The organism is Pseudomonas sp. SWRI92 (genome assembly GCF_014268685.1).
GTDB lineage: Bacteria > Pseudomonadota > Gammaproteobacteria > Pseudomonadales > Pseudomonadaceae > Aquipseudomonas > Aquipseudomonas marvdashtae.
Window position 1 is genome coordinate 585,117 of sequence record NZ_JABWQY010000002.1, and the last position, 20,141, is coordinate 605,257.

Sequence of the window (20,141 nt, forward strand, 5' to 3'; positions counted from 1 at the left end):
CCCTGGTTTTTGCCAGGGCCTTTTTTGTACCACTGCATTAAGTCAGTTAACGCGGCAGTTTGAGGTTATTCCATACCGCGAGGCTGGGCTCGGCCTGGTTCAGGGTATAGAAATGCAGCCCCGGCGCACCGCCTTGTAACAAACGCTCACACATTTGCGTGATGATTTCTTCACCGAAGCTTTGGATGCTGGATGTGTCGTCGCCGTAGGCTTCCAGTTGCTTGCGGATCCAGCGCGGGATTTCTGCCCCGCAGGCGTCGGAGAAACGCGCCAGCTTGCTGTAGTTGGTGATCGGCATGATTCCCGGTACCACGGGGATCTCGACACCCAGCTTGCGAACGCGCTCGACGAAATAGAAGTAGCTGTCGGCGTTGAAGAAGTATTGGGTGATTGCACTGTTGGCGCCGGCGTTGGCCTTGCGCACGAAATTGCGCAGGTCATCTTCGAAGTTGCGCGCCTGGGGATGCATTTCCGGGTACGCGGCGATTTCGATGTGAAAGTGTTCGCCGGTTTCTCCGCGAATGAACTCAACCAGTTCATTGGCGTGACGCAGCTCGCCACTGGCCATGCCCATGCCTGACGGCAGGTCGCCGCGCAGGGCCACGATGCGCTTGATGCCGGCGGCTTGGTATTGGGTCAGCAGGTTGCGCAGGTCATCCTTGCTATCGCCCACGCAAGACAGATGCGGAGCGGCCGGGACTTTGACTTCGCTTTCGAGCTGCAGCACGGTATTCATCGTGCGGTCACGGGTCGAACCGCCGGCGCCGTAGGTGCAGGAGAAGAAATCCGGGTTGTAGCTGGCCAGCTGGCGGGCGGTGGCGATCAGTTTTTCATGCCCAGCATCGGTTTTCGTCGGGAAGAACTCGAAGCTGTAGCGGCGTTCTTGGGACATGGTCATATCCTTGGAAACTCATAGGCCGGTGAGGCACGCAGGCTTGAGTGGGGGCGAGCAAGCTCGCGCCCCACAAGGAGCCGGCTCCCACGCGGGGGAGCCGAGCCGATCAGTAGCGATAAGCGTGCGGCTTGAACGGGCCTTCGACGGTGACGCCGATGTAGTCAGCCTGTTGCTTGGTCAGCTTGGTGACCACGCCGCCGAAACCGCGGACCATTTCCAGGGCGACTTCTTCGTCGAGTTTCTTCGGCAGCACTTCCACGGTCAGGCGCTCGGCTTTCTGGGCCGGCGACAGGTCGGCGTATTTCTGGCCGAACAGGAAGATCTGGGCCAGGACCTGGTTGGCGAACGAACCGTCCATGATGCGGCTTGGGTGACCGGTGGCGTTGCCCAGGTTAACCAGGCGGCCTTCGGCGAGCAGGATCAGGTAGTCGTCGTTCTGTGGGTCGAAGCTGCCGGCGCCGGTGCGGTGCACCTTGTGGACCTGCGGCTTCACTTCTTCCCATGCCCAGTTCTTGCGCATGAAAGCGGTGTCGATTTCATTGTCGAAGTGACCGATGTTGCAGACCACGGCGCGCTTCTTAAGGGCCTTGAGCATGTTGGCGTCACAGACATTGACGTTACCGGTGGTGGTGACGATCAGGTCGATCTTGCCCAGCAGTGCCTTGTCGATGCTGGCCTCGGTGCCGTCGTTGATCCCGTCGATGAACGGCGAAACCAGCTCGAAACCGTCCATGCACGCTTGCATGGCGCAGATCGGGTCGACTTCGGACACCTTGACGATCATGCCTTCCTGACGCAGGGATTGGGCCGAACCCTTGCCCACGTCACCGTAGCCGATCACCAGGGCCTGCTTGCCGGACAGCAAGTGGTCGGTGCCGCGCTTGATGGCGTCGTTGAGGCTGTGACGGCAGCCGTACTTGTTGTCGTTCTTGCTCTTGGTCACCGAGTCGTTGACGTTGATGGCCGGGATCTTCAGTTCGCCCTTGGCCAGCATGTCCAGCAGGCGGTGTACGCCGGTGGTGGTTTCCTCGGTCACGCCGTGGACCTTGTCCAGCACGGCCGGGTATTTCTTGTGCAGCAGCTCGGTCAGGTCGCCGCCGTCGTCGAGGATCATGTTGGTTTCCCACGGCTGGCCATCCTTGAGGATGGTCTGCTCCAGGCACCACTCGTACTCTTGCTCGGTCTCGCCTTTCCAGGCGAAAACCGGGATGCCGGCAGCGGCAATGGCCGCGGCGGCCTGGTCCTGGGTCGAGAAGATGTTGCAGGAGGACCAGCGAACTTCGGCACCCAGGGCAACCAGGGTTTCGATCAGCACGGCGGTCTGGATGGTCATGTGGATGCAGCCGAGGATTTTTGCGCCCTTCAATGGCTGTTCGCCAGAGTATTTGCGGCGCAGGCCCATCAGGGCTGGCATTTCGGATTCGGCAATGATGATCTCGCGACGGCCCCAGGCAGCCAGGGACATGTCGGCGACTTTGTAGTCGGTAAAAGCAGCAGGCGTGATAACAGCGCTCATGAAGAGCCTCCATTCGTAATGTATGCGAATGGGCGCCGTTGTGCGTTTAGTGCCTGTGCGGGGAGCCCCGTACAAACAACGCCCCATCCGAGCCTGACAGGTCGAGCCTGCTGCAGCGCCCCTCGGACAGGTGGCGGGAACGACCCAAAGCGTGGGCCGGCAAAGCGGTGGCGATTATAACGGGCTAATCGGATCTTCCAAAGGGTTTCTGTCGGCAAATCAAAATTGCCGATGATCGTTATAGCCCTGGCGACGTAGAGCCTTCCCGCCCGGTCTGCCATGATGCCGGCATTCATCGGCCAGACGCTCAGGAGTGATCATGAATTTCCACACCCGCAAATGGGTCAAGCCCGAAGACCTCAATCCCAATGGCACGCTGTTCGGCGGCAGCCTGTTGCGCTGGATCGACGAGGAGGCGGCGATCTACGCTATCGTCCAGCTGGGTAACCAGCGCGTTGTCACCAAGTACATCTCTGAAATCAATTTTGTCAGCGCTTCGCGCCAGGGCGACATTATCGAACTGGGCATCACCGCCACCGAGTTTGGCCGCACGTCCATCACCCTGACGTGCGAAGTGCGCAACAAGATCACCCGCAAGAGCATCCTGACAGTGGAGAAGATGGTGTTCGTCAATCTCGGCGAAGACGGCTTGCCCGCGCCCCATGGTCGGACGGAGATCAAGTACGTCAAGGATCAGTTCAAGGGCGACACTGTCGAATAAGGCCGGGGGTGTAACAGGCGCCGGTCATTTCCCGGCACCACTGAACAGCTCCGAACGCCGCGTGTCGTAGGTACATCACGCCACCGGTTCAGGAGCTGTATGGACACCCACGAAGACGGCAAGACCCCTGACCTCTCGGCACAGGAACAGCACGAGGTCGACCGCAACCAGCCGCCACGGGCGGCAGTGCTGCATGAAATCATCCGCACCCAGGGCAATCAGGAGCTGGAACGCAGCGTCGCCGCGCTCTGGTGGTCGGCGCTGGCGGCCGGCTTGACCATGGGTCTGTCGCTCATGGCGATGGGGTTGCTCAACTCGCGGCTGCCGGACCACGAAGGTTTTAAAGTGATTGCCAGTCTTGGCTACTGCGCCGGCTTCCTGGCGGTGATCCTCGCGCGCCAGCAGCTATTTACCGAAAACACCCTGACCGCCGTGCTACCCATCATGAGCAAGCCAACGTTGGGCAACTTCGGCCGCTTGTTCAGGCTATGGGGTGTGGTGTTGGTGGGCAATCTGTGCGGCACTTTGCTGGTGGCCTATGTGATGCTGCACCTGCCGATTTTCGATCAGCGCACCGACCAGGCGTTCCTGGAAATCGGTCGCAAGGTCATGGAAAACGACACCGGCCAGATGTTCGCCAAGGGCATTATTTCCGGCTGGATGATCGCCACCATGGTGTGGATGATCCCCTCTATGGAAAGCGCCAAGATGTGGATCATTGTGCTTATCACTTATCTCATGGCGCTGGGGGACTTCACCCACATCGTCGTCGGCTCGGCCGAGGTCTCCTATCTGGTGTTTGCCGGCCAGTTGTCCTGGGAGGATTTCTGGATGGTGTTCGCCGCGCCAACCCTGGCGGGCAACATCATCGGCGGCAGCTTCATCTTTGCCCTGATCAGCCACGCGCAGGTGCGCAGCGAGACCAACGTTCCCCTCAGTACCCCTCTCACTCGGCAAAGCCTGCCGCGGCGCTCAGGCGACGCTGCCGATAAATAAAGTACAGCGCAGTCAATACGGTCAGCCCGCCGACCAGGGCGCCGGTCCATGGCAGGTCGGCCAGGTTGGCGCCGCTGGCCACCACCAGTCCGCCGATCCAGGCGCCGGCGGCGTTGCCCAGGTTGAAGGCGCTCTGGTTCAGCGTCGAGCCGAGGTTCGGCGCTTCATGGGCCTGGTCGATGATCAGCAATTGCAGGATCGGGCACAGGGCGAAGGCGAAGATGCCCCACAGCACCAGGGTAATCGCCGCTGGAATCACCGATTGGCTGGTCTGGCTGAACGCGGCCAACACCAGCACGACGGCCAGCGCCATGCCTACCAATGATGGCAGCAGGCGCCGGTCGGCCAACCGCCCACCAAGAAAACTGCCCGCCGTGAGGCCGACGCCGAACAACAGCAGCATGACGGTGATGCCGTGAGGGCTCACGCCGGTGATGTCCTGCAGGATCGGCGCGATGTAGGTGAACACGCTGAACAGGCTGGTAGAGGCCAGCACGCTCATGCCCAGCGCCAGCAGCACATTGACCTTGCCCAGGACCTTGAACTCGCTGGCGAGGTTGGCCTTTTCCATGGGGATTTCCTTGGGCAACCAGACCCATTGGGCAATGACGGCGATCACGCCGATCACCGATACCGCCCAGAACGTCGACCGCCAGCCGGCGTATTGGCCCAGCGCCGTGCCCAACGGCACGCCCAGGACATTCGCCAACGTCAGGCCGGTGAACATCATCGCGATCGCCTGGGCCCGTTTGTTCGGCGCCACCAGCCCGGCCGCCACCACCGAGCCGATCCCAAAAAACGCCCCGTGACACAGCGCGGTAATGACCCGGGCGGCCATCAGCGTGACGTAGTTCGGCGCCAGGGCGCAGAGCACGTTGCCGAGAATGAACATCAGCGTCATGCCCAGCAGCGTTGCCCGGCGTGGCATATTGGCGGTGCCGATCGCCAGGATCGGCGCGCCGAACACCACGCCCAAGGCGTAGCCGGTGATCAGCAACCCGGCTTGGGGAATGCTGACGCCCAGGTCACGGGCGACATCGGGCAGCAGGCCCATGATGACGAATTCAGTCGTGCCGATGCCGAAAGCGGCAACGGCCAAAGCAAGCAAGGCGAGTGGCATGCGCAGGGTCTCTGTCTGTAGTCTTGACGCTCTGATCAGCCATACGCATGCCGATGCTCCGATTCGAACGAAACGGGCAGCAGCAGAGTTATTGGAATTGGCTTATGCGCAACTGAGTGCGGCGTGGTCGGGAGCAGTATAAACCGCTGCGGAGCTGTGGGCCATGCAACTGGGCTCAATCGCCGATGCGGCGGCGCTGCGGGAGATCAGGGTGATCCTGGTTGTGCTCTTTGCCATGCGCTACCTTAAAGAACCTTTTGGCCGGCCACGGCTCTTAGCCTGCGCACTGGTGCTGATTGGCATGCTGGTGATGAAACTCTGACCAGTGCCTCACGCTCGATTTTTCTATAAAACTCAAAAAGGAAGTGCGGTATGACGGTAGCCCTGTGGTGTGTGTTGATCGCTTTTATCCTGCCTTACCTGTGTATCGGCATCGCCAAGGCGGGCGGCAGATACAGGCTGCAGGATAACCACGATCCCCGGGATTTCCTCGACGCGCTCGAAGGCGCACCCCGGCGTGCCTACGCCGCGCAATTGAACAGCTTCGAGATCGCCCCGTTTTTTGCTGCCGCCGTGATCGTCGCGCACCTGGCCGGCAACGCCGAGCTGGTGACCATCAACGTGCTTGCCGTGTTGTTCATCACCAGTCGGCTGCTGTACATCATCTGCTACTTGGCGGACTGGGCAATCCTGCGTTCGCTGGTGTGGTTCGTCGGGGTGGGGTTGGTACTGAGTTTCTTCTTTGTTTCGGTCTGAAGCGGGTTTATAGAGGTAAGCGTTTGAGCGGTCCCCATCGCGATAAGCTCGCGACGGGGGCCCGCCCATCGGCTCCAACCCTCAGGGATTGGCAGTGATCGCATTCGCCACCTGCGGCACTTGCGGCAAAGCCATGCCCTTGGGCCAGAGCATCCAGATTTGTCCTTGTTGCTTCATGTCCCCCGCCAGTTGCCCCGCAGCCTCGCCGGTGCCCCAGAACAGGTCGGCCCGTACTTCGCCGGTAATCGCGCCGCCGGTGTCCTGGGCCGCGACGGGGCGGTTCAAGACGCTGCCATCGGGGCGAGTCGTGGATAGCCACAACAGGCTGCCCAGGGGGATTACCTTGCGATCCACCGCCACGCTGTAGCCAGCGGTGAGCGGTACGTTCAGCGAGCCGCGAGGGCCTTCGTTGCTGTCGGGGTTGCGGTTGAAGAATACATAGCTGGGGTTGCTCCCCAGCAACTCGGGAATCCGCTCCGGGTGGGCCTTGGCCCAGGCATTGATGGCGCCCATGGTCACGTCTTCTTTCTTCAGCTCGCCCTGTTCGACCAGCCACCGGCCGATGGGCCGATATGGGTGGCCGTTCTGGTCGGCGTAGCCGATGCGCACCTGGCGGCCGTCATCGAGCCGAATCCGCCCCGAACCCTGGATCTGCAGGAATTGCAGGTTCATCGGGTCCGTCAGCCAGGCGATAACTGGCGCCTTCACCCCTTGGGTCTCAATGGTAGTCGCGTCGTCGTAGGGTTTCAGCACCCGGCCTTCGAGGCGACCGCGCAGGCGCTTGCCCTTGAGTTCGGGGTAGAGGCTGTCCAGCGCAACGACAATCATGTCCTCTGGCACGCCGTACACCGGGACATTTGCAGTAGCCGTCTGGGTGAGGCTGCCGGGATAGACCGGCTCGTAGTAGCCGGTGATCAGGCCGTTGGGGCTGTTGTCGCCCGAGCGTAGGCCATAGACGTCCAGGTGCTTTTTCAGGAAGTTGCGTACGGCCGATGTGGTCTGCGGCACATTGGCCGCGGCCGCGCAGGTCGGGCCCCAGTTCGGGTCGGCCTTGAGCCGGGTGCAAGCGCTGCGCCAGGAACCGAAACCGGCCAGCAAGTCTTCGTCGGAGACCGAAGGCAGCGCCTCCCACGGTGCGCTGACATAAGTGGCGAGCGCGTGGGTCTTCGGCTCTTCGGTCTTTTCGCCGCGATTGCAGCCGGCCAGTATTGCGATCAGCGGTAGAGTCAACGCCAGGCTCTTGTGCCAGGGCTTGAAGCGGCTGTTCATGAAGTTTTCCTTTGCAGTCGTTGAGCGCGGTCAGGCGCTCGACAACTCGTATTGTTGATAGGGCCATTGGTCTTTGCCCGCGCCCCGGAGGATACTAACGGCCGTTTCCCGTTCCGAGGCCAAGATGTTTGTAAGACGATTTTCCATGGTCGTGCTGGCTTGCCTGGTGTTGTCCGCCTGCGGTGGCGTCGACCCTAACTCCCCGCTGGGCCAGCGCAAGGCGATTTTCAAACAGATGCTCAAGACCAACGAAGAGTTGGGTGGCATGCTGCGCGGACGTATTCCATTCGACGGCGCACGTTTCGCCGAAGGCGCGGTAAAACTCGATCAACTGTCCCGCGAGCCGTGGAAGCACTTCCCACCGGTACGCGAGCAGGACCACACCAGCGCTTTGGACGAGGTCTGGCAAAAACAGGCGCGTTTCCAGGAGCTGGCCCGTAGCCTTGAGACCGCCACCGCTGAGTTGGTGGTGGCCAGCAAGGTCCAGCCCTACAGAGCCAGTCAGTTGGGACCGGCGGTGCAACAGGTCGAAGATGCGTGCAGTGCCTGTCACAAGGAGTTTCGGGATCATTGATTAGGGGCAGCTCACAGCCTACTTGTCCAACTCATCCACCGCTTCCTGCAGTTCCTTGCGGGAAGCCGCCAGTTTGTCCTTGCGCTTGTTGATCTTCTCCGCGTCGCCCTTCTTCATGGCTTTTTCCAGGTCGGCCTGGCGGCGACTGACTTCATGCTTGGCCTCAAGCACTTTGTTCTCGCGCTCCTTGCGCAAGGACGCGTCGGTGCAATGGGTTGTGACTTCGCTCAGTGCCGTTTCGAGACCCGCCTGCTGATCCTGATTGCCTCGGGACTTGGCCTGCTTGATCTGGTTGATGATGCCTTGGCGCTTGGCCGCGCAGCCGGTGAGCTCCGGGGTTTGCTCATCCGCCAATGAAGAGGTAGCCATGGCGCTGCATAACACCAGCAGGGCAACAGGGGGCAGGAAATTCATAGCAACTCCGTATAAAGACACGCGGGCGGTCGGGCAGATGCGCTGTTTGACGCATGCCTGCCCCTTGGGTTCAACCGCGCGGGGCCTGAATTAGAAGCCATCGACCCCTGCGGTGCGTAGTGTTTCAGTCAAGGCCAGCACCTGCGGGTCGCGAAAAAAAGCGCTCAGTTGCGCGGCGCGTCCCGGCCCGATGCCGGCCTCGGCTTGCCATTGTTCGGTGCTGCGCTCGGCCAATGCCTGCCACGGTCCGTCCAGCCTGGCCTGTGCGGTAGGCGGCAGGCCGAGGGCCTTGAGCCACTGGCGAAACGGTCGATGCCGGGCGCTGTCCAGGCTGGCAAGCAGTTGAGTACTGCTGCGTTCGCCGAAGCCGGCAATGGTAGCAAGCTCGGCGGCATCGAGGGTCAACCAATCGAGCAATCCGTCGAGTCGCCCGGCGACCAGCAGTTTTTCCCAGGTGCCCGGGCCGACATGAGGCAGGGCGAGCCCGTGCTTGCCACTGAGCCAATCCATGCGTGCCAGGAATTGGCTCTCGCAGCCGGGCGTCGGTTGCCAGCAACTCAAGAGGTGATAATCGGCCGCCGCAGGGGCAATGACGTCTTGGCGCTCCAGGCTGCGCAGCACAACCGCGTCGAGTCGCGGGATCGTCAGGCCGGCCAGGCTGATCGCAACCCGATCGCCGGGGCGCACGTCCATCTCCTCCCAGTGCTTGAGCGAACTGACGCTCACCCGGCGGATCCTTCGGTCGTCGAGCAGGGTAGGTTCAATTTCCAGCACGGGCGTGATGCGTCCGGTACGACCGACCTTGAAGTTCACTTTGCGAACTTCGGCAAGGGCTTGGGCGTATGGGTATTTCCAGGCCACGCTCCAGAAAGGCGCCTTGGCCTGCCAGCGGTCGGCGGATGGACGGCGGCTCTGGCGCAGGACGATTCCATCAGTGGCGAAGGGCAGCGGCGTGCGATACCAGTGGTTGCGCCAGTGCTCGGCATCGGCCAGGTGCCGGACGGGCTGGTTGTAGTCCAGGGTATCAGCGAAGCCCAGCTCATTCAGCGCGGTCATCCGCTCGGGCAAGGTGTCCGGCCCTTCGGGCCAGTCCCAGACGAACAGGCCGATATATTGCGTATCGTGCGTCGTCAGGTTGCCGCGCGCCATCAGGCCCGCCATGGTCCCCCGGGCGTTCAAGCTGCCCCTGACGGCTTGGACATGGTCGTCCAGGCGCCGATACAACTCGCCCTGGACGACCACGCTCAAAGGCTGGCTCAGTTGCTGCGGAATGGCGTCGATCTTGCGCGCATTCGTGGTCCAGTCATGCCCGTGTTTGCCGTCGCCACGGCTGATCGCCTGCTGCAGGCGCCCTTCCCGATAGACCAGAGTCACTGCCACGCCATCGACTTTCGGCTGGATCCAGACATCTTCTCGATGGCGTAGCCAGGCTCCCACTGCGTCGGCGTCCTTGAGTTTTTCCAGGCCGGTGTGAACGATCGGGTGCGCCACCTTCCCGCCCGCTGATCGCAGCGGATTCGTGGGCGCGGCGAGGTTCACGCAAGTGCGCCATTGTTCCAGCTGTTCGAGGGACTGATCATAAAGTTCGTCGGCTACCAGGGATCGGCCGAGGCGGTGATAACTGTCGTCCCAAGTGTCTATTTGCCGTTGCAGCGCGGCGATTTCTGCTCTGGCACGCTCGATGGGCCAGTCGGGGCAGGGCGCGGCGACCGCGGGGACAGTGACGAATAGCAGGCAGGCGAGTACATGAAAAAACGATGGCATCGAAGCATCCTTGCTTGGTTGAGTACCTGAAGGCTAGTCATTGTCTGGGAAGTCGCGAGACTTGGAGCGTTACCGGATTTTGCGGAGCCTGATGGCGAAGTCGCGGCGGTACAGTTGAGGTATGAATTCGTCGCGCAACTGTCCCTTGAACCCCTCGGCGACCGGCGCAGAATGGGCCTTCGACTCGTCGCTGCCAGGAGCGCCCCGATGGACCTGACGACCCTCGCTGTTTTCATCCCTGCCTGCTTTGCGTTGAACATGGCGCCGGGGCCGAACAACCTCCTGTCCATCAGTAACGCCTCCCGCTATGGCTTCGTCCGGGCGTGCAGTGGCGGCGTCGGCCGGTTGCTGGCGTTTGCGATCATGATTGCCTTGGCGGCAGTGGGGCTGACCGCTGTCCTGCACACTTCCGAGTTGTTATTTTTGGGCATCAAGCTCGTCGGTGCCGGGTATCTGTTCTTTCTCGCCGTGCAGTTGTGGCGGGCGCAGCCTGAAACCGACAGCGACGCGGTGATGACCTCCATGAGCGTGGCCAGCCTGGCGCGCCAGGAGTTCCTGGTGGCGATTGGCAATCCGAAAGCGATCCTGCTGTTTACCGCGTTCCTGCCGCAGTTCGTTGATCGCTCCGGCACCGTCACTCAGCAATTCGCGGTGCTCGGCGGGCTTTTCCTGGCGTTGGAATGCGTTGCCATCGGCTTGTACTGCTACATGGGTATTTATGCGCGGCGACTGTTTGCCCGGCCGAGCGGCAAGCGGCTGTTCAATCGGATGTGCGCGGGGTTGTTGGCCAGCGCGGCTTCGTTCTTGCTGGTGGCGCGGCGGGCCTGAACAGCGGATACAAAAAAGCCCCTGGCGACTCAGTCGCCAGGGGCTTTTCATTGTCGCGGGTATTACAGGCCGGCAGCGGCGCGCAGGGCGTCAGCGCGGTCGGTCTTTTCCCAGGTGAACGTGGTGAACGTGTCGTCACCCACCGTCTTGGTCTGCGGCGTACGACCGAAGTGGCCGTAGGCTGCGGTGTCCTGGTACATCGGGTGCAGCAGGTCGAGCATGGTGGTGATCGCGTATGGACGCAGGTCGAATACTTCGCGGACCAGGTTGATGATCTTGTCATCGCCAATCTTGCCGGTGCCGAAGGTGTTCAGCGAGATCGACGTAGGCTGGGCGACACCAATGGCGTAGGAAACCTGGATCTCGCAACGCTCGGCCAGGCCGGCGGCCACGATGTTCTTGGCGACATAACGACCGGCGTAGGCGGCTGAACGGTCAACCTTGGATGGATCCTTGCCGGAGAACGCGCCGCCACCGTGACGGGCCATGCCGCCGTAGCTGTCGACGATGATCTTGCGACCGGTCAGGCCGCAGTCGCCCACCGGGCCGCCAATGATGAACTGGCCAGTAGGGTTGATGTGGAACTGGGTGTCCTTGGACAGCAGTTCGGCAGGCAGTACGTGCTTGACGATCAGCTCCATCACGCCTTCGCGCAGGTCTTTGTAGGACACTTCCGGGTTGTGCTGGGTCGACAGCACGACGGCGTCGATGCCAACGACCTTGCCGCCTTCGTAACGGCAGGTCACTTGCGACTTGGCGTCCGGGCGCAGCCAAGGCAGCAGGCCGGATTTGCGGGCTTCGGCCTGACGCTGGACCAACTGGTGCGAGAAGGTGATGGGTGCCGGCATCAGCACGTCGGTTTCGTTGCTGGCGTAGCCGAACATCAGGCCCTGGTCGCCAGCGCCCTGGTCTTCCGGCTTGGCGCGGTCGACACCCTGGTTGATGTCGGGGGACTGCTTGCCGATGATGTTCATCACGCCGCAGGTCGCGCCGTCGAAGCCGACGTCGGAGCTGTTGTAGCCGATGCCCAGGATCACATCGCGAACGATCTGTTCCAGGTCGACCCAGGCCGAGGTGGTGACTTCGCCGGCGATGATCGCCACGCCCGTTTTCACCAGAGTCTCGCACGCCACGCGGGCGAACTTGTCTTCAGCAATGATGGCGTCCAGCACCGCATCAGAAATCTGGTCGGCGATTTTGTCCGGATGCCCTTCAGACACGGACTCGGAGGTGAAAAGGGAGTATTCGCTCATCTCGATGTTTTCCTACAAGTTACCGATGGTGAGTGTCGCCAGCCGGTCGCTGAAAATGGCGGACCTGAATCTGGAAACCATTACGTAAGCCTACATAGAGGCTTTCCCCGGGCACGAGGCCCGCAGCGGTGGCCCAACGGGCCAGATCGTCCTGTTCAAACCCCAACCATAGATCACCGCAGGCCTCCTTGGCCCAACTCTGGTTGTGGCTGCATAACTCTGTCACCAACAGGCTACCGCCCGGTTGCAGCAGGTTGGCCATGTGCCTGAGCGCATCGGCCGGCGCGGCAAAATGATGAAGCACCATATTCAATACAACACAGTCGGCCCGCAGGTTCACGCCGTTAAGGGCGTCGGCCAGTTGCAGGCTGACGTTAGCCAGCGCCTCACGCTCGCACACCTGGCGGGCCAGCTCCAGCATGGCCGGGCTGTTGTCCAGCGCCGTCACCTGGCCGAAGCGCCGCGCCAGTTCCGGAAGGAAAGCACCGTCGCCGGGGCCGACTTCAATGGCCGTGGCGCTCGGCCCGAAGCTCAATTTGTCCAGCAGCGCCACAACGCTGTCACGGTACTGCGGCAGTCCTGCGATCAAATCCTGCTGGGCGCGAAATTTCTCTGCCACCCGTGCGAAAAAATCCTGGCTGGCTGCGGCCCGTTGCCCGTGTACCTGGGCGATGCGCGCCTGCACGTCGATCGGCAGATCCAGCTCATCCACTTCCTCCAGCAGCGCGGCGTGCAGCTTGCCGCCCAGGAGATCGGTATGGGGCAGGGCGCGGCGATAAAAAATCGCATTGCCTTCACGGCGGGTCGCTACCAGGTCAGCCTGGGCCAGCACTTTAAGGTGATGGCTCATGCCGGATTGGCCGATACCAAAGATCTGCGCCAGTTCCAGCACGCCGAACGAGTCGTTGGCCAGGGCGCGCAATACATTGAGCCGCAACGGATCGCCGCCGGCCTTGCAAAGGGCCGCCAGCTCATCGCAATCGTCATGGCGAATGGAAGGCACGCGTAAATTCATGGGCGGCAGTCTAGTGACCGGTCTGGCCCATCGCAAGGTCAATATCAAAAAGTTTTGATATTGCTCGATAAATGGCACTTCCCGAAGGAGGCGTGACTCTACCCACCATCAGCGGAAAGGTTTCACCCAACTAATGCGACGTTATCCGCCGCAAATATCGCCTTTGGACGACTATCTGATTGCCCAAGGCGGGTGGGTGAGGGAAAATGCTCGCCTTTTTTCAGTTTCGTTATTCAAAACCCAGGAGATCAGCGATGCCCAGCCGTCGTGAGCGTGCCAATGCCATTCGTGCCCTTAGCATGGATGCCGTGCAAAAGGCCAACAGCGGCCATCCCGGTGCCCCCATGGGTATGGCGGATATCGCCGAGGTGCTGTGGCGCGACTACCTCAAGCACAGCCCGAGCAACCCAGCGTTTGCTGACCGTGACCGCTTCGTGCTGTCCAACGGCCACGGCTCGATGTTGATCTACTCGCTGCTGCACCTGACCGGTTATGACCTGTCGATCGATGACCTGAAAAACTTCCGCCAGCTGCACAGCCGCACCCCGGGCCACCCGGAATATGGCTATACCCCGGGCGTGGAAACCACCACCGGTCCATTGGGCCAGGGCCTGGCCAATGCCGTGGGTTTTGCCTTGGCAGAAAAAGTCCTGGCCGCGCAGTTCAATCGTCCAGGTCACAACGTTGTCGATCACCACACCTACGTGTTCCTGGGTGATGGCTGCATGATGGAAGGCATTTCCCATGAAGTCGCCTCCCTGGCCGGCACCCTGGGCCTGGACAAGCTGATCGCGTTCTATGATGACAACGGCATTTCCATCGACGGCGAAGTCGAAGGCTGGTTCACCGACGACACCCCGAAGCGTTTCGAGGCCTACAACTGGCTGGTGATCCGCAACGTCGACGGTCACGACCCTGAAGAAATCAAGATCGCCATCGAGACCGCTCGCAAGAGCACCCAGCCGACCCTGATCTGCTGCAAGACCACCATCGGTTTCGGCTCGCCGAACAAGCAGGGCAAGGAAGACTGCCACGGCGCGCCACTGGGTGCCGAGGAAATCGCCCTGACCCGCGCCGCGCTGAAGTGGGAGCACGGTCCGTTCGAAATCCCGGCCGACATTTATGCGGAGTGGGATGCCAAGGAAAAAGGCCGTGCGGCCGAAGCCGAGTGGGACCAGCGTTTCGCGGCCTACTCCGCCGAATTCCCTGAGCTGGCCAACGAACTGGTGCGTCGCCTCAGCGGCGAACTGCCGGCCGACTTCGCCGAAAAAGCCTCGGCGTACATCGCTGAAGTCGCGGCCAAGGGCGAGACCATCGCCAGCCGCAAGGCTAGCCAGAACACCCTGAACGCTTTCGGCCCATTGCTGCCGGAACTGCTGGGCGGTTCGGCCGACCTGGCCGGTTCCAACCTGACGCTGTGGAAAGGCTGCAAAGGCGTCAGCGCCGAGGACGCCAGCGGCAACTACATGTACTACGGCGTTCGCGAGTTCGGCATGAGCGCGATCATGAACGGCGTTGCCCTGCACGGCGGCCTGGTGCCTTACGGCGCGACCTTCCTGATGTTCATGGAATATGCCCGCAACGCCGTGCGCATGTCGGCGCTGATGAAAAAACGCATCCTGTACGTGTTCACCCACGATTCAATCGGCCTGGGCGAAGACGGCCCGACGCACCAGCCGATCGAGCAACTGGCGAGCCTGCGCTGCACGCCGAACCTGGACACCTGGCGCCCATGCGACGCCGTGGAATCGGCCGTGGCCTGGAAATACGCCATCGAGCGTAACGACGGTCCGTCAGCGCTGATCTTCTCTCGTCAGAACCTGCAGCATCAGGAACGCGATGCTGGCCAGATCAGCGACATCACCCGCGGCGGCTACGTGCTCAAGGACTGCATCGGCGAGCCTGAGCTGATCCTGATCGCGACCGGTTCGGAAGTGGGCCTGGCCGTTCAGGCGTTTGACAAGCTGACCGCGCAGGGCCGCAACGTGCGCGTCGTGTCCATGCCGTGCACCAGCGTGTTCGATGCCCAGGATGCCGGCTACAAGCAGGCCGTGCTGCCGCTGCAAGTCAGCGCGCGGATTGCCATTGAAGCCGCCCACGCCGATTACTGGTACAAGTACGTTGGCCTGGAAGGCCGCGTCATCGGCATGACCACCTACGGCGAATCGGCGCCTGCGCCAGCGCTGTTCGAGGAATTCGGCTTCACCCTGGAAAATATCCTGGGTCAGGCTGAAGAACTGCTGGAAGACTGATCCGTAAACAGGTTGTCTGTCCTGACGCTATCGTGAGCAAGCTCGCCCCCACACGGTTTTTACCGGCCTTGTGGGAGCGGGCTTTCCTGCGATAGTGCTGGCCCGGACGACACTGCCTCAATGGTTCAACCCGATCAGAGAACCCCATGCCCCAACCGCGTCCCTACAAAGTTGCACTCAACGGCTACGGCCGCATTGGTCGTTGCGTCTTGCGTGCGTTGTTCGAGCGAGGGGCCTCGGCCGGTTTCGAAATCGTGGCGATCAATGACCTGGCTGACATGGCCAGCATCGAATACCTGACACGCTTTGACTCCACCCACGGCCGATTCCCCGGCGAAGTGCGGGTCGAGGGCGATTGTCTGCATATTAATGGCGATTGCGTGAAGGTCCTGCGCAGCGCCACCCCCGAAGGCATTGATTGGGCGTCCCTGGGCGTTGATCTGGTGCTTGAGTGCTCCGGTGCCTACAACACCCGCGACGATGGCCAGCGCTTCATCGCTGCCGGCGCGCCACGGGTGCTGTTCTCCCAGCCGATGGCCAGCGAAGCGGATGTCGACGCCACCATCGTCTACGGGGTGAACCAGGATTGCCTGACCGGCGAAGAGCTGCTGGTGTCCAACGCGTCCTGCACCACCAACTGCGGCGTGCCGCTGTTGCGCCTGCTGGACCAGGCCATTGGTCTGGAATATGTGTCGATCACCACCATCCACTCGGCGATGAATGATCAACCGGTGATCGACGCCTACCACCATGAGGACTTGCGTCGTACCCGTTCGGCCTTTCAGTCGGTGATCCCGGTGTCCACTGGTCTGGCGCGCGGCATCGAACGGCTGTTGCCGGAACTTGCGGGACGAATTCAGGCCAAAGCCGTGCGGGTGCCGACGGTCAACGTGTCCTGCCTCGACATTACGATGCAGACCGTGAGCGATACCGACGCCACCGAGGTCAACCGGATCCTGCGCGAAGCCGCCACCAGCGGCCCGCTCAAAGGCCTTTTGGCCTACACCGAGTTGCCCCATGCCAGTTGTGATTTCAACCACGACCCACATTCGGCCATCGTCGATGCCAGCCAGACCCGCGTTTCCGGGCCCAGGCTTGTGAACATCCTGGCCTGGTTCGACAACGAATGGGGTTTTGCCAATCGAATGCTGGACGTTGCCGAGCATTACCTGCAAATAGCTTCCAATAAACCTGCTCTCTAAACAGTTACCCAGGAATTGCGACCCATGACCGTGTTGAAGATGTCCGACCTCGATCTGCAAGGTAAGCGCGTACTGATCCGCGAAGACCTCAACGTCCCCGTCAAGGACGGTGTTGTCACCAGCGACGCGCGTATCCTGGCCTCGCTGCCGACCATCAAGCTGGCCCTGGAAAAAGGCGCGGCCGTAATGGTCTGCTCCCACTTGGGCCGTCCGACCGAGGGCGAGTTTTCAGCCGAAAACAGCCTCAAGCCTGTCGCTGATTACCTGAGCAAGGCCTTGGGCCGCGAAGTGCCGCTGGTGGCTGATTACCTGGGCGGCGTCGACGTGAAGGTCGGCGACGTCGTGCTGTTCGAAAACGTGCGCTTCAACAAGGGCGAGAAAAAGAACGCCGATGAACTGGCCCAGCAATACGCCGCCCTGTGCGACGTGTTCGTAATGGACGCGTTCGGCACCGCTCACCGTGCCGAGGGCTCGACCCACGGCGTGGCGAAATTTGCAAAAATCGCCGCTGCCGGCCCGCTGCTGGCAGCCGAGCTGGATGCGTTGGGCAAGGCCCTGGGCTCTCCGGCCCAACCGATGGCCGCCATCGTTGCCGGCTCCAAGGTTTCCACCAAGCTGGACGTGCTCAACAGCCTGAGCCAGGTCTGCAACCAGTTGATCGTCGGCGGCGGTATCGCCAACACTTTCCTCGCCGCAGCCGGTCACCCAGTCGGCAAGTCGCTGTACGAGCCGGACCTGTTGGACATCGCCCGTGAAATCGCCGGCAAGGTCAGCGTGCCGCTGCCGGTGGACGTGGTCGTCGCCAAGGAGTTCGCCGAGAGCGCCACCGCCACCGTCAAGCTGATCGCCGACGTGGCCGAGGACGACATGATCCTCGACATCGGCCCACAAACCGCCGCCAACTTTGCCCAATTGCTGAAGTCTTCCAAGACTATCCTGTGGAACGGTCCGGTCGGCGTGTTCGAGTTCGACCAGTTCGGCAACGGCACCAAGGTGCTGGCTCAGGCCATCGCTGAAAGCGCCGCGTTCTCCATCGCTGGCGGCGGCGACACCCTGGCGGCCATCGATAAATATGGCGTGGCCGAGCAGATCTCCTACATTTCTACCGGTGGCGGCGCGTTCCTCGAATTCGTCGAAGGCAAAGTGTTGCCGGCCGTGGAAGTCCTGGAAAGCCGGGCCAAGGCCTGAGGCAACGTTGACCAGGCAAAGGAGTGTTCCGATGGTCAAGACGTTCATGACGCTGATGGCCGCGACATTGCTGGCGGCCTGCGCGAGCAGCCCGGAAGCCACGGCGCCCGATACCGCGGCGCCAACGCCCGAGGATGGCTGCTACCAGGCTGACTGGCAGGCCGAGACCAACCCGGTGCTGAACAAGCGATCCGGCCCGGACGGCCTGGATAAATACGAGACGCAAGCGCCGGTCAAGGAACATGGTTGCCCTTGACGGGTCAGACTCTTAACTCAGGGCGGGCGGCGCGGGCCGTCAGCCGAGGAACACGGATGAAAGGCTTTATCGCCGTTGTGGCATTGGCGTTGTTGGCCGGTTGCTCGCAACTGGGTTTTTTGCAGTCGTCCGAGCCTGCCGTAGGGGGCTGGACGAGCTGGACGTGTGACAGCGAGGCCAAGGTGCTCTGGCGTTATGCCGACGCCGCTCACAAGGAAGTCGACGTACGCCTGGGAGGCGCCGAGAAGGTCTATCACCTCAAGCTGGAACCGGGCGCTGAAGGTTCGCTGTACAGTGATGACATGCTGGCGTTTCACGTAAAAGGCCAGGAAGGCCTGGCGTATTGGGTCGCTACCAATGACTTGATTGGGCGTGGCTGCAAGGCTGACTGAACCGATTCCAAGGCCCCATGCAAGCGCTACGATTTTTGCAACACCGAACACGCAGGCCGGGCCAGCCCGACCGGCAATGACTTGAATAGCCGCCGCCGCTCCGGCAGGCTGGCACGATTAACGACCCTCGACCGGGAGAGACACACACAATGGCACTTATCAGCATGCGTCAGATGCTGGACCACGCAGCCGAGTTCGGCTACGGCGTCCCAGCCTTTAACGTCAACAACCTTGAGCAGATGCGCGCCATCATGGAAGCCGCTGACAAGACTGACTCCCCGGTGATCGTCCAGGCTTCGGCCGGTGCCCGCAAATACGCCGGCGCGCCGTTCCTGCGCCACCTGATCCTTGCGGCGATCGAAGAATTCCCGCACATCCCGGTGTGCATGCACCAAGACCACGGCACCAGCCCTGACGTCTGCCAGCGCTCCATCCAACTGGGCTTCAGCTCGGTAATGATGGACGGTTCCCTGGGCGAAGACGGCAAGACCCCGACCGATTACGAGTACAACGTACGCGTCACCCAGCAGACCGTCGCCATGGCCCACGCCTGCGGCGTGTCGGTGGAAGGTGAGTTGGGTTGCCTGGGTTCGTTGGAAACCGGCATGGCTGGCGAAGAAGACGGCATCGGCGCCGAAGGCGTGCTGGACCACAGCCAGATGCTGACCGACCCGGAAGAAGCCGCGGACTTCGTCAAGAAAACCCAGGTCGACGCCCTGGCCATCGCCATCGGCACCAGCCACGGCGCCTACAAGTTCACCAAGCCACCTACCGGCGACGTGTTGGCCATCGACCGCATCAAGGAAATCCACAAACGCATCCCTAACACCCACTTGGTGATGCACGGCTCGTCCTCGGTGCCGCAGGAGTGGCTGGCGATCATCAACCAGTACGGTGGCGACATCAAGGAAACCTACGGCGTGCCGGTTGAAGAAATCGTCGAAGGCATCAAGTACGGCGTGCGTAAGGTCAACATCGACACCGATTTGCGTCTGGCCTCCACTGGTGCGATGCGTCGGTTGATGGCGACCAATCCGAGTGAGTTTGATCCGCGTAAGTTCTTTGGCGCGACTGTGACGGCGATGCGGGATGTGTGTATTGCGCGTTATGAGGCGTTTGGTACGGCGGGTAATGCTTCGAAGATCAAGCCTATTTCTTTGGAAGCTATGTATCAGCGGTATTTGAAGGGTGAGTTGAACGCTAAGGTTAATTGATGGTTTAGCGTTGTTTGGAAAACCCGCAGTGATGCGGGTTTTTTTATGTTCGGGATCTGCGTGTCAATCGTTGAGCTCACACTGCAGCTAACTGCTCAAGGGCTTCCGGTGCAAATTCGACGGAATACATCATTCAGGGTTTTACAGCTGCGGTCTGATGTTCTGCTGCCAATCGAGAGCGTACCTGATCAGCGCTGAGCGCTCGCGAGGGGTCGGCTTTCAAGGCGTCGTAAGCCGGGCCTATCTGGCCTACGAGCCAGTTTTCCAAAGCCCGATCATGAGCCAACAGCGCGCGGAGGCCATCACGAATGACTTCATGTTCAATGGCGTGATCACCCGCAGCCATCTTGGATTTCACTACATCGGCCATCTGGTCAGGCGCTGTGATGCTGAGCTGTAGAGTGCTATGCATGATAAGCCTCCTGAATAAGATTAAGGTGAGCTTGCTCGCGCTCGCGGTGTGTCAGTGGATTCACGCTTTGCCGCTTCGCGAGCAGGCTCGCTCCCAAAGAAGAA

The 20,141-nt window shown here is 61.4% G+C and carries 20 protein-coding genes, 1 pseudogene and 1 riboswitch; of the genes and pseudogenes, 12 read left to right on the forward strand and 9 right to left on the reverse strand.

Annotated elements, in window-relative coordinates:
* Nucleotides 1–46: 46 nt before the first annotated feature.
* Both metF and ahcY read right to left on the reverse strand, forming a co-directional pair.
* Complete coding sequence (metF, locus tag HU762_RS06040) at nucleotides 47–892, reverse strand: methylenetetrahydrofolate reductase [NAD(P)H] (protein ID WP_186634176.1); 846 nt, start codon at nucleotides 890–892, stop codon at nucleotides 47–49.
* Nucleotides 893–1,001: 109 nt separating this feature from the next.
* Complete coding sequence (gene ahcY, locus HU762_RS06045; protein WP_186634179.1) at nucleotides 1,002–2,411, reverse strand: adenosylhomocysteinase; 1,410 nt, start codon at nucleotides 2,409–2,411, stop codon at nucleotides 1,002–1,004.
* Nucleotides 2,412–2,434: 23 nt separating this feature from the next.
* A riboswitch (S-adenosyl-L-homocysteine riboswitch) is annotated at nucleotides 2,435–2,541 on the reverse strand.
* Between the two features lie 189 nt (nucleotides 2,542–2,730).
* Here ahcY and HU762_RS06050 point away from each other — a divergent pair.
* A complete protein-coding gene (locus HU762_RS06050) occupies nucleotides 2,731–3,132 on the forward strand; it encodes a hotdog domain-containing protein (RefSeq protein ID WP_186612025.1) in 402 nt (133 codons plus the stop codon).
* 99 nt (nucleotides 3,133–3,231) lie between these two features.
* Nucleotides 3,232–4,128, forward strand: coding sequence for a formate/nitrite transporter family protein (locus tag HU762_RS06055; protein WP_186634182.1), 897 nt, complete (start codon nucleotides 3,232–3,234; stop codon nucleotides 4,126–4,128).
* Here HU762_RS06055 and HU762_RS06060 read toward each other — a convergent pair.
* Nucleotides 4,079–5,248 (reverse strand): MFS transporter, encoded by a 1,170-nt coding sequence (locus HU762_RS06060; RefSeq protein ID WP_186634185.1) that lies wholly within the window; start codon nucleotides 5,246–5,248, stop codon nucleotides 4,079–4,081. The two genes, HU762_RS06055 and HU762_RS06060, sit on opposite strands and share 50 nt — an antisense overlap.
* Before the next feature lie 154 nt (nucleotides 5,249–5,402).
* On the opposite strand from HU762_RS06060, the pseudogene HU762_RS06065 reads away from it, so the two are divergent.
* Nucleotides 5,403–5,570 (forward strand): annotated as a pseudogene (locus HU762_RS06065) (EamA family transporter); the annotation flags it as partial.
* Between the two features lie 50 nt (nucleotides 5,571–5,620).
* Nucleotides 5,621–6,004: an MAPEG family protein gene (locus HU762_RS06070; protein WP_186612022.1), complete on the forward strand. Its 384-nt coding sequence runs from the start codon at nucleotides 5,621–5,623 to the stop codon at nucleotides 6,002–6,004.
* A gap of 81 nt (nucleotides 6,005–6,085) precedes the next feature.
* On the opposite strand, the gene HU762_RS06075 is transcribed toward HU762_RS06070, so the two are convergent.
* Nucleotides 6,086–7,273, reverse strand: coding sequence for a murein transglycosylase A (locus tag HU762_RS06075; RefSeq protein ID WP_186634187.1), 1,188 nt, complete (start codon nucleotides 7,271–7,273; stop codon nucleotides 6,086–6,088).
* A 124-nt stretch (nucleotides 7,274–7,397) separates the two neighbouring features.
* On the opposite strand from HU762_RS06075, the gene HU762_RS06080 reads away from it, so the two are divergent.
* Nucleotides 7,398–7,847, forward strand: a complete 450-nt coding sequence (locus HU762_RS06080) for a cytochrome c (RefSeq protein WP_186634190.1) — start codon at nucleotides 7,398–7,400, stop codon at nucleotides 7,845–7,847.
* 18 nt (nucleotides 7,848–7,865) lie between these two features.
* Here HU762_RS06080 and HU762_RS06085 read toward each other — a convergent pair whose 3' ends face one another.
* Together HU762_RS06085 and ligB are read right to left on the reverse strand one after the other, a co-directional pair.
* Nucleotides 7,866–8,261, reverse strand: coding sequence for a DUF1090 domain-containing protein (locus tag HU762_RS06085; RefSeq protein WP_186634193.1), 396 nt, complete (start codon nucleotides 8,259–8,261; stop codon nucleotides 7,866–7,868).
* Between the two features lie 90 nt (nucleotides 8,262–8,351).
* Nucleotides 8,352–10,025, reverse strand: a complete 1,674-nt coding sequence (ligB, locus tag HU762_RS06090) for an NAD-dependent DNA ligase LigB (RefSeq protein ID WP_186634196.1) — start codon at nucleotides 10,023–10,025, stop codon at nucleotides 8,352–8,354.
* 207 nt (nucleotides 10,026–10,232) lie between these two features.
* Between ligB and HU762_RS06095 the strand changes: the two genes are divergently transcribed.
* Nucleotides 10,233–10,853, forward strand: coding sequence for a LysE family translocator (locus tag HU762_RS06095; protein ID WP_186634199.1), 621 nt, complete (start codon nucleotides 10,233–10,235; stop codon nucleotides 10,851–10,853).
* A 62-nt stretch (nucleotides 10,854–10,915) separates the two neighbouring features.
* Here HU762_RS06095 and metK read toward each other — a convergent pair whose 3' ends face one another.
* Together metK and HU762_RS06105 are read right to left on the reverse strand one after the other, a co-directional pair.
* A complete protein-coding gene (gene metK / locus HU762_RS06100) occupies nucleotides 10,916–12,106 on the reverse strand; it encodes a methionine adenosyltransferase (protein WP_186634201.1) in 1,191 nt (396 codons plus the stop codon).
* Between the two features lie 19 nt (nucleotides 12,107–12,125).
* Nucleotides 12,126–13,121 (reverse strand): metalloregulator ArsR/SmtB family transcription factor, encoded by a 996-nt coding sequence (locus tag HU762_RS06105; protein ID WP_186634204.1) that lies wholly within the window; start codon nucleotides 13,119–13,121, stop codon nucleotides 12,126–12,128.
* Nucleotides 13,122–13,375: 254 nt separating this feature from the next.
* On the opposite strand from HU762_RS06105, the gene tkt reads away from it, so the two are divergent.
* From tkt to fba, 6 genes are all read left to right on the forward strand, one after another.
* Entirely contained in the window at nucleotides 13,376–15,373 is a 1,998-nt protein-coding gene (gene tkt / locus HU762_RS06110; RefSeq protein ID WP_186634207.1) for a transketolase, read from the forward strand.
* A 146-nt stretch (nucleotides 15,374–15,519) separates the two neighbouring features.
* Nucleotides 15,520–16,575 carry an erythrose-4-phosphate dehydrogenase gene (gene epd / locus HU762_RS06115; RefSeq protein ID WP_186634210.1) on the forward strand — a complete coding sequence of 352 codons (1,056 nt, stop codon included), beginning with the start codon at nucleotides 15,520–15,522 and terminating at the stop codon, nucleotides 16,573–16,575.
* A gap of 24 nt (nucleotides 16,576–16,599) precedes the next feature.
* Nucleotides 16,600–17,763: a phosphoglycerate kinase gene (locus tag HU762_RS06120; RefSeq protein WP_186634213.1), complete on the forward strand. Its 1,164-nt coding sequence runs from the start codon at nucleotides 16,600–16,602 to the stop codon at nucleotides 17,761–17,763.
* 31 nt (nucleotides 17,764–17,794) lie between these two features.
* The gene (locus HU762_RS06125; protein ID WP_186634216.1) at nucleotides 17,795–18,019 is read left to right on the forward strand and encodes a hypothetical protein; all 225 of its coding nucleotides are present in this window, start codon (nucleotides 17,795–17,797) and stop codon (nucleotides 18,017–18,019) included.
* Nucleotides 18,020–18,075: 56 nt separating this feature from the next.
* Nucleotides 18,076–18,411: an MliC family protein gene (locus HU762_RS06130; protein WP_186634219.1), complete on the forward strand. Its 336-nt coding sequence runs from the start codon at nucleotides 18,076–18,078 to the stop codon at nucleotides 18,409–18,411.
* Nucleotides 18,412–18,560: 149 nt separating this feature from the next.
* Nucleotides 18,561–19,625, forward strand: coding sequence for a class II fructose-bisphosphate aldolase (gene fba, locus HU762_RS06135; RefSeq protein WP_003177554.1), 1,065 nt, complete (start codon nucleotides 18,561–18,563; stop codon nucleotides 19,623–19,625).
* 133 nt (nucleotides 19,626–19,758) lie between these two features.
* Here the strand turns inward: fba and HU762_RS06140 are convergent, their stop codons facing one another.
* Entirely contained in the window at nucleotides 19,759–20,037 is a 279-nt protein-coding gene (locus HU762_RS06140) for a type II toxin-antitoxin system ParD family antitoxin (protein WP_186634221.1), read from the reverse strand.
* Between the last annotated feature and the right edge of the window lie 104 nt (nucleotides 20,038–20,141).

Bases quoted from the DNA above. Each gene is read 5' to 3' on its own strand.
- fba (WP_003177554.1), top strand. From the start codon at position 18,561: ATGGCACTTATCAGCATGCGTCAGATGCTGGACCACGCAGCCGAGTTC.
- HU762_RS06085 (WP_186634193.1), bottom strand. From the start codon at position 8,261: ATGAATTTCCTGCCCCCTGTTGCCCTGCTGGTGTTATGCAGCGCCATG.
- tkt (WP_186634207.1), top strand. From the start codon at position 13,376: ATGCCCAGCCGTCGTGAGCGTGCCAATGCCATTCGTGCCCTTAGCATG.
- ahcY (WP_186634179.1), bottom strand. From the start codon at position 2,411: ATGAGCGCTGTTATCACGCCTGCTGCTTTTACCGACTACAAAGTCGCC.
- HU762_RS06080 (WP_186634190.1), top strand. From the start codon at position 7,398: ATGTTTGTAAGACGATTTTCCATGGTCGTGCTGGCTTGCCTGGTGTTG.
- metK (WP_186634201.1), bottom strand. From the start codon at position 12,106: ATGAGCGAATACTCCCTTTTCACCTCCGAGTCCGTGTCTGAAGGGCAT.
- HU762_RS06070 (WP_186612022.1), top strand. From the start codon at position 5,621: ATGACGGTAGCCCTGTGGTGTGTGTTGATCGCTTTTATCCTGCCTTAC.
- epd (WP_186634210.1), top strand. From the start codon at position 15,520: ATGCCCCAACCGCGTCCCTACAAAGTTGCACTCAACGGCTACGGCCGC.
- ligB (WP_186634196.1), bottom strand. From the start codon at position 10,025: ATGCCATCGTTTTTTCATGTACTCGCCTGCCTGCTATTCGTCACTGTC.
- HU762_RS06105 (WP_186634204.1), bottom strand. From the start codon at position 13,121: ATGAATTTACGCGTGCCTTCCATTCGCCATGACGATTGCGATGAGCTG.
- HU762_RS06095 (WP_186634199.1), top strand. From the start codon at position 10,233: ATGGACCTGACGACCCTCGCTGTTTTCATCCCTGCCTGCTTTGCGTTG.
- HU762_RS06060 (WP_186634185.1), bottom strand. From the start codon at position 5,248: ATGCCACTCGCCTTGCTTGCTTTGGCCGTTGCCGCTTTCGGCATCGGC.
- HU762_RS06120 (WP_186634213.1), top strand. From the start codon at position 16,600: ATGACCGTGTTGAAGATGTCCGACCTCGATCTGCAAGGTAAGCGCGTA.
- HU762_RS06055 (WP_186634182.1), top strand. From the start codon at position 3,232: ATGGACACCCACGAAGACGGCAAGACCCCTGACCTCTCGGCACAGGAA.
- HU762_RS06130 (WP_186634219.1), top strand. From the start codon at position 18,076: ATGAAAGGCTTTATCGCCGTTGTGGCATTGGCGTTGTTGGCCGGTTGC.
- metF (WP_186634176.1), bottom strand. From the start codon at position 892: ATGTCCCAAGAACGCCGCTACAGCTTCGAGTTCTTCCCGACGAAAACC.
- HU762_RS06140 (WP_186634221.1), bottom strand. From the start codon at position 20,037: ATGCATAGCACTCTACAGCTCAGCATCACAGCGCCTGACCAGATGGCC.
- HU762_RS06050 (WP_186612025.1), top strand. From the start codon at position 2,731: ATGAATTTCCACACCCGCAAATGGGTCAAGCCCGAAGACCTCAATCCC.
- HU762_RS06125 (WP_186634216.1), top strand. From the start codon at position 17,795: ATGGTCAAGACGTTCATGACGCTGATGGCCGCGACATTGCTGGCGGCC.
- HU762_RS06075 (WP_186634187.1), bottom strand. From the start codon at position 7,273: ATGAACAGCCGCTTCAAGCCCTGGCACAAGAGCCTGGCGTTGACTCTA.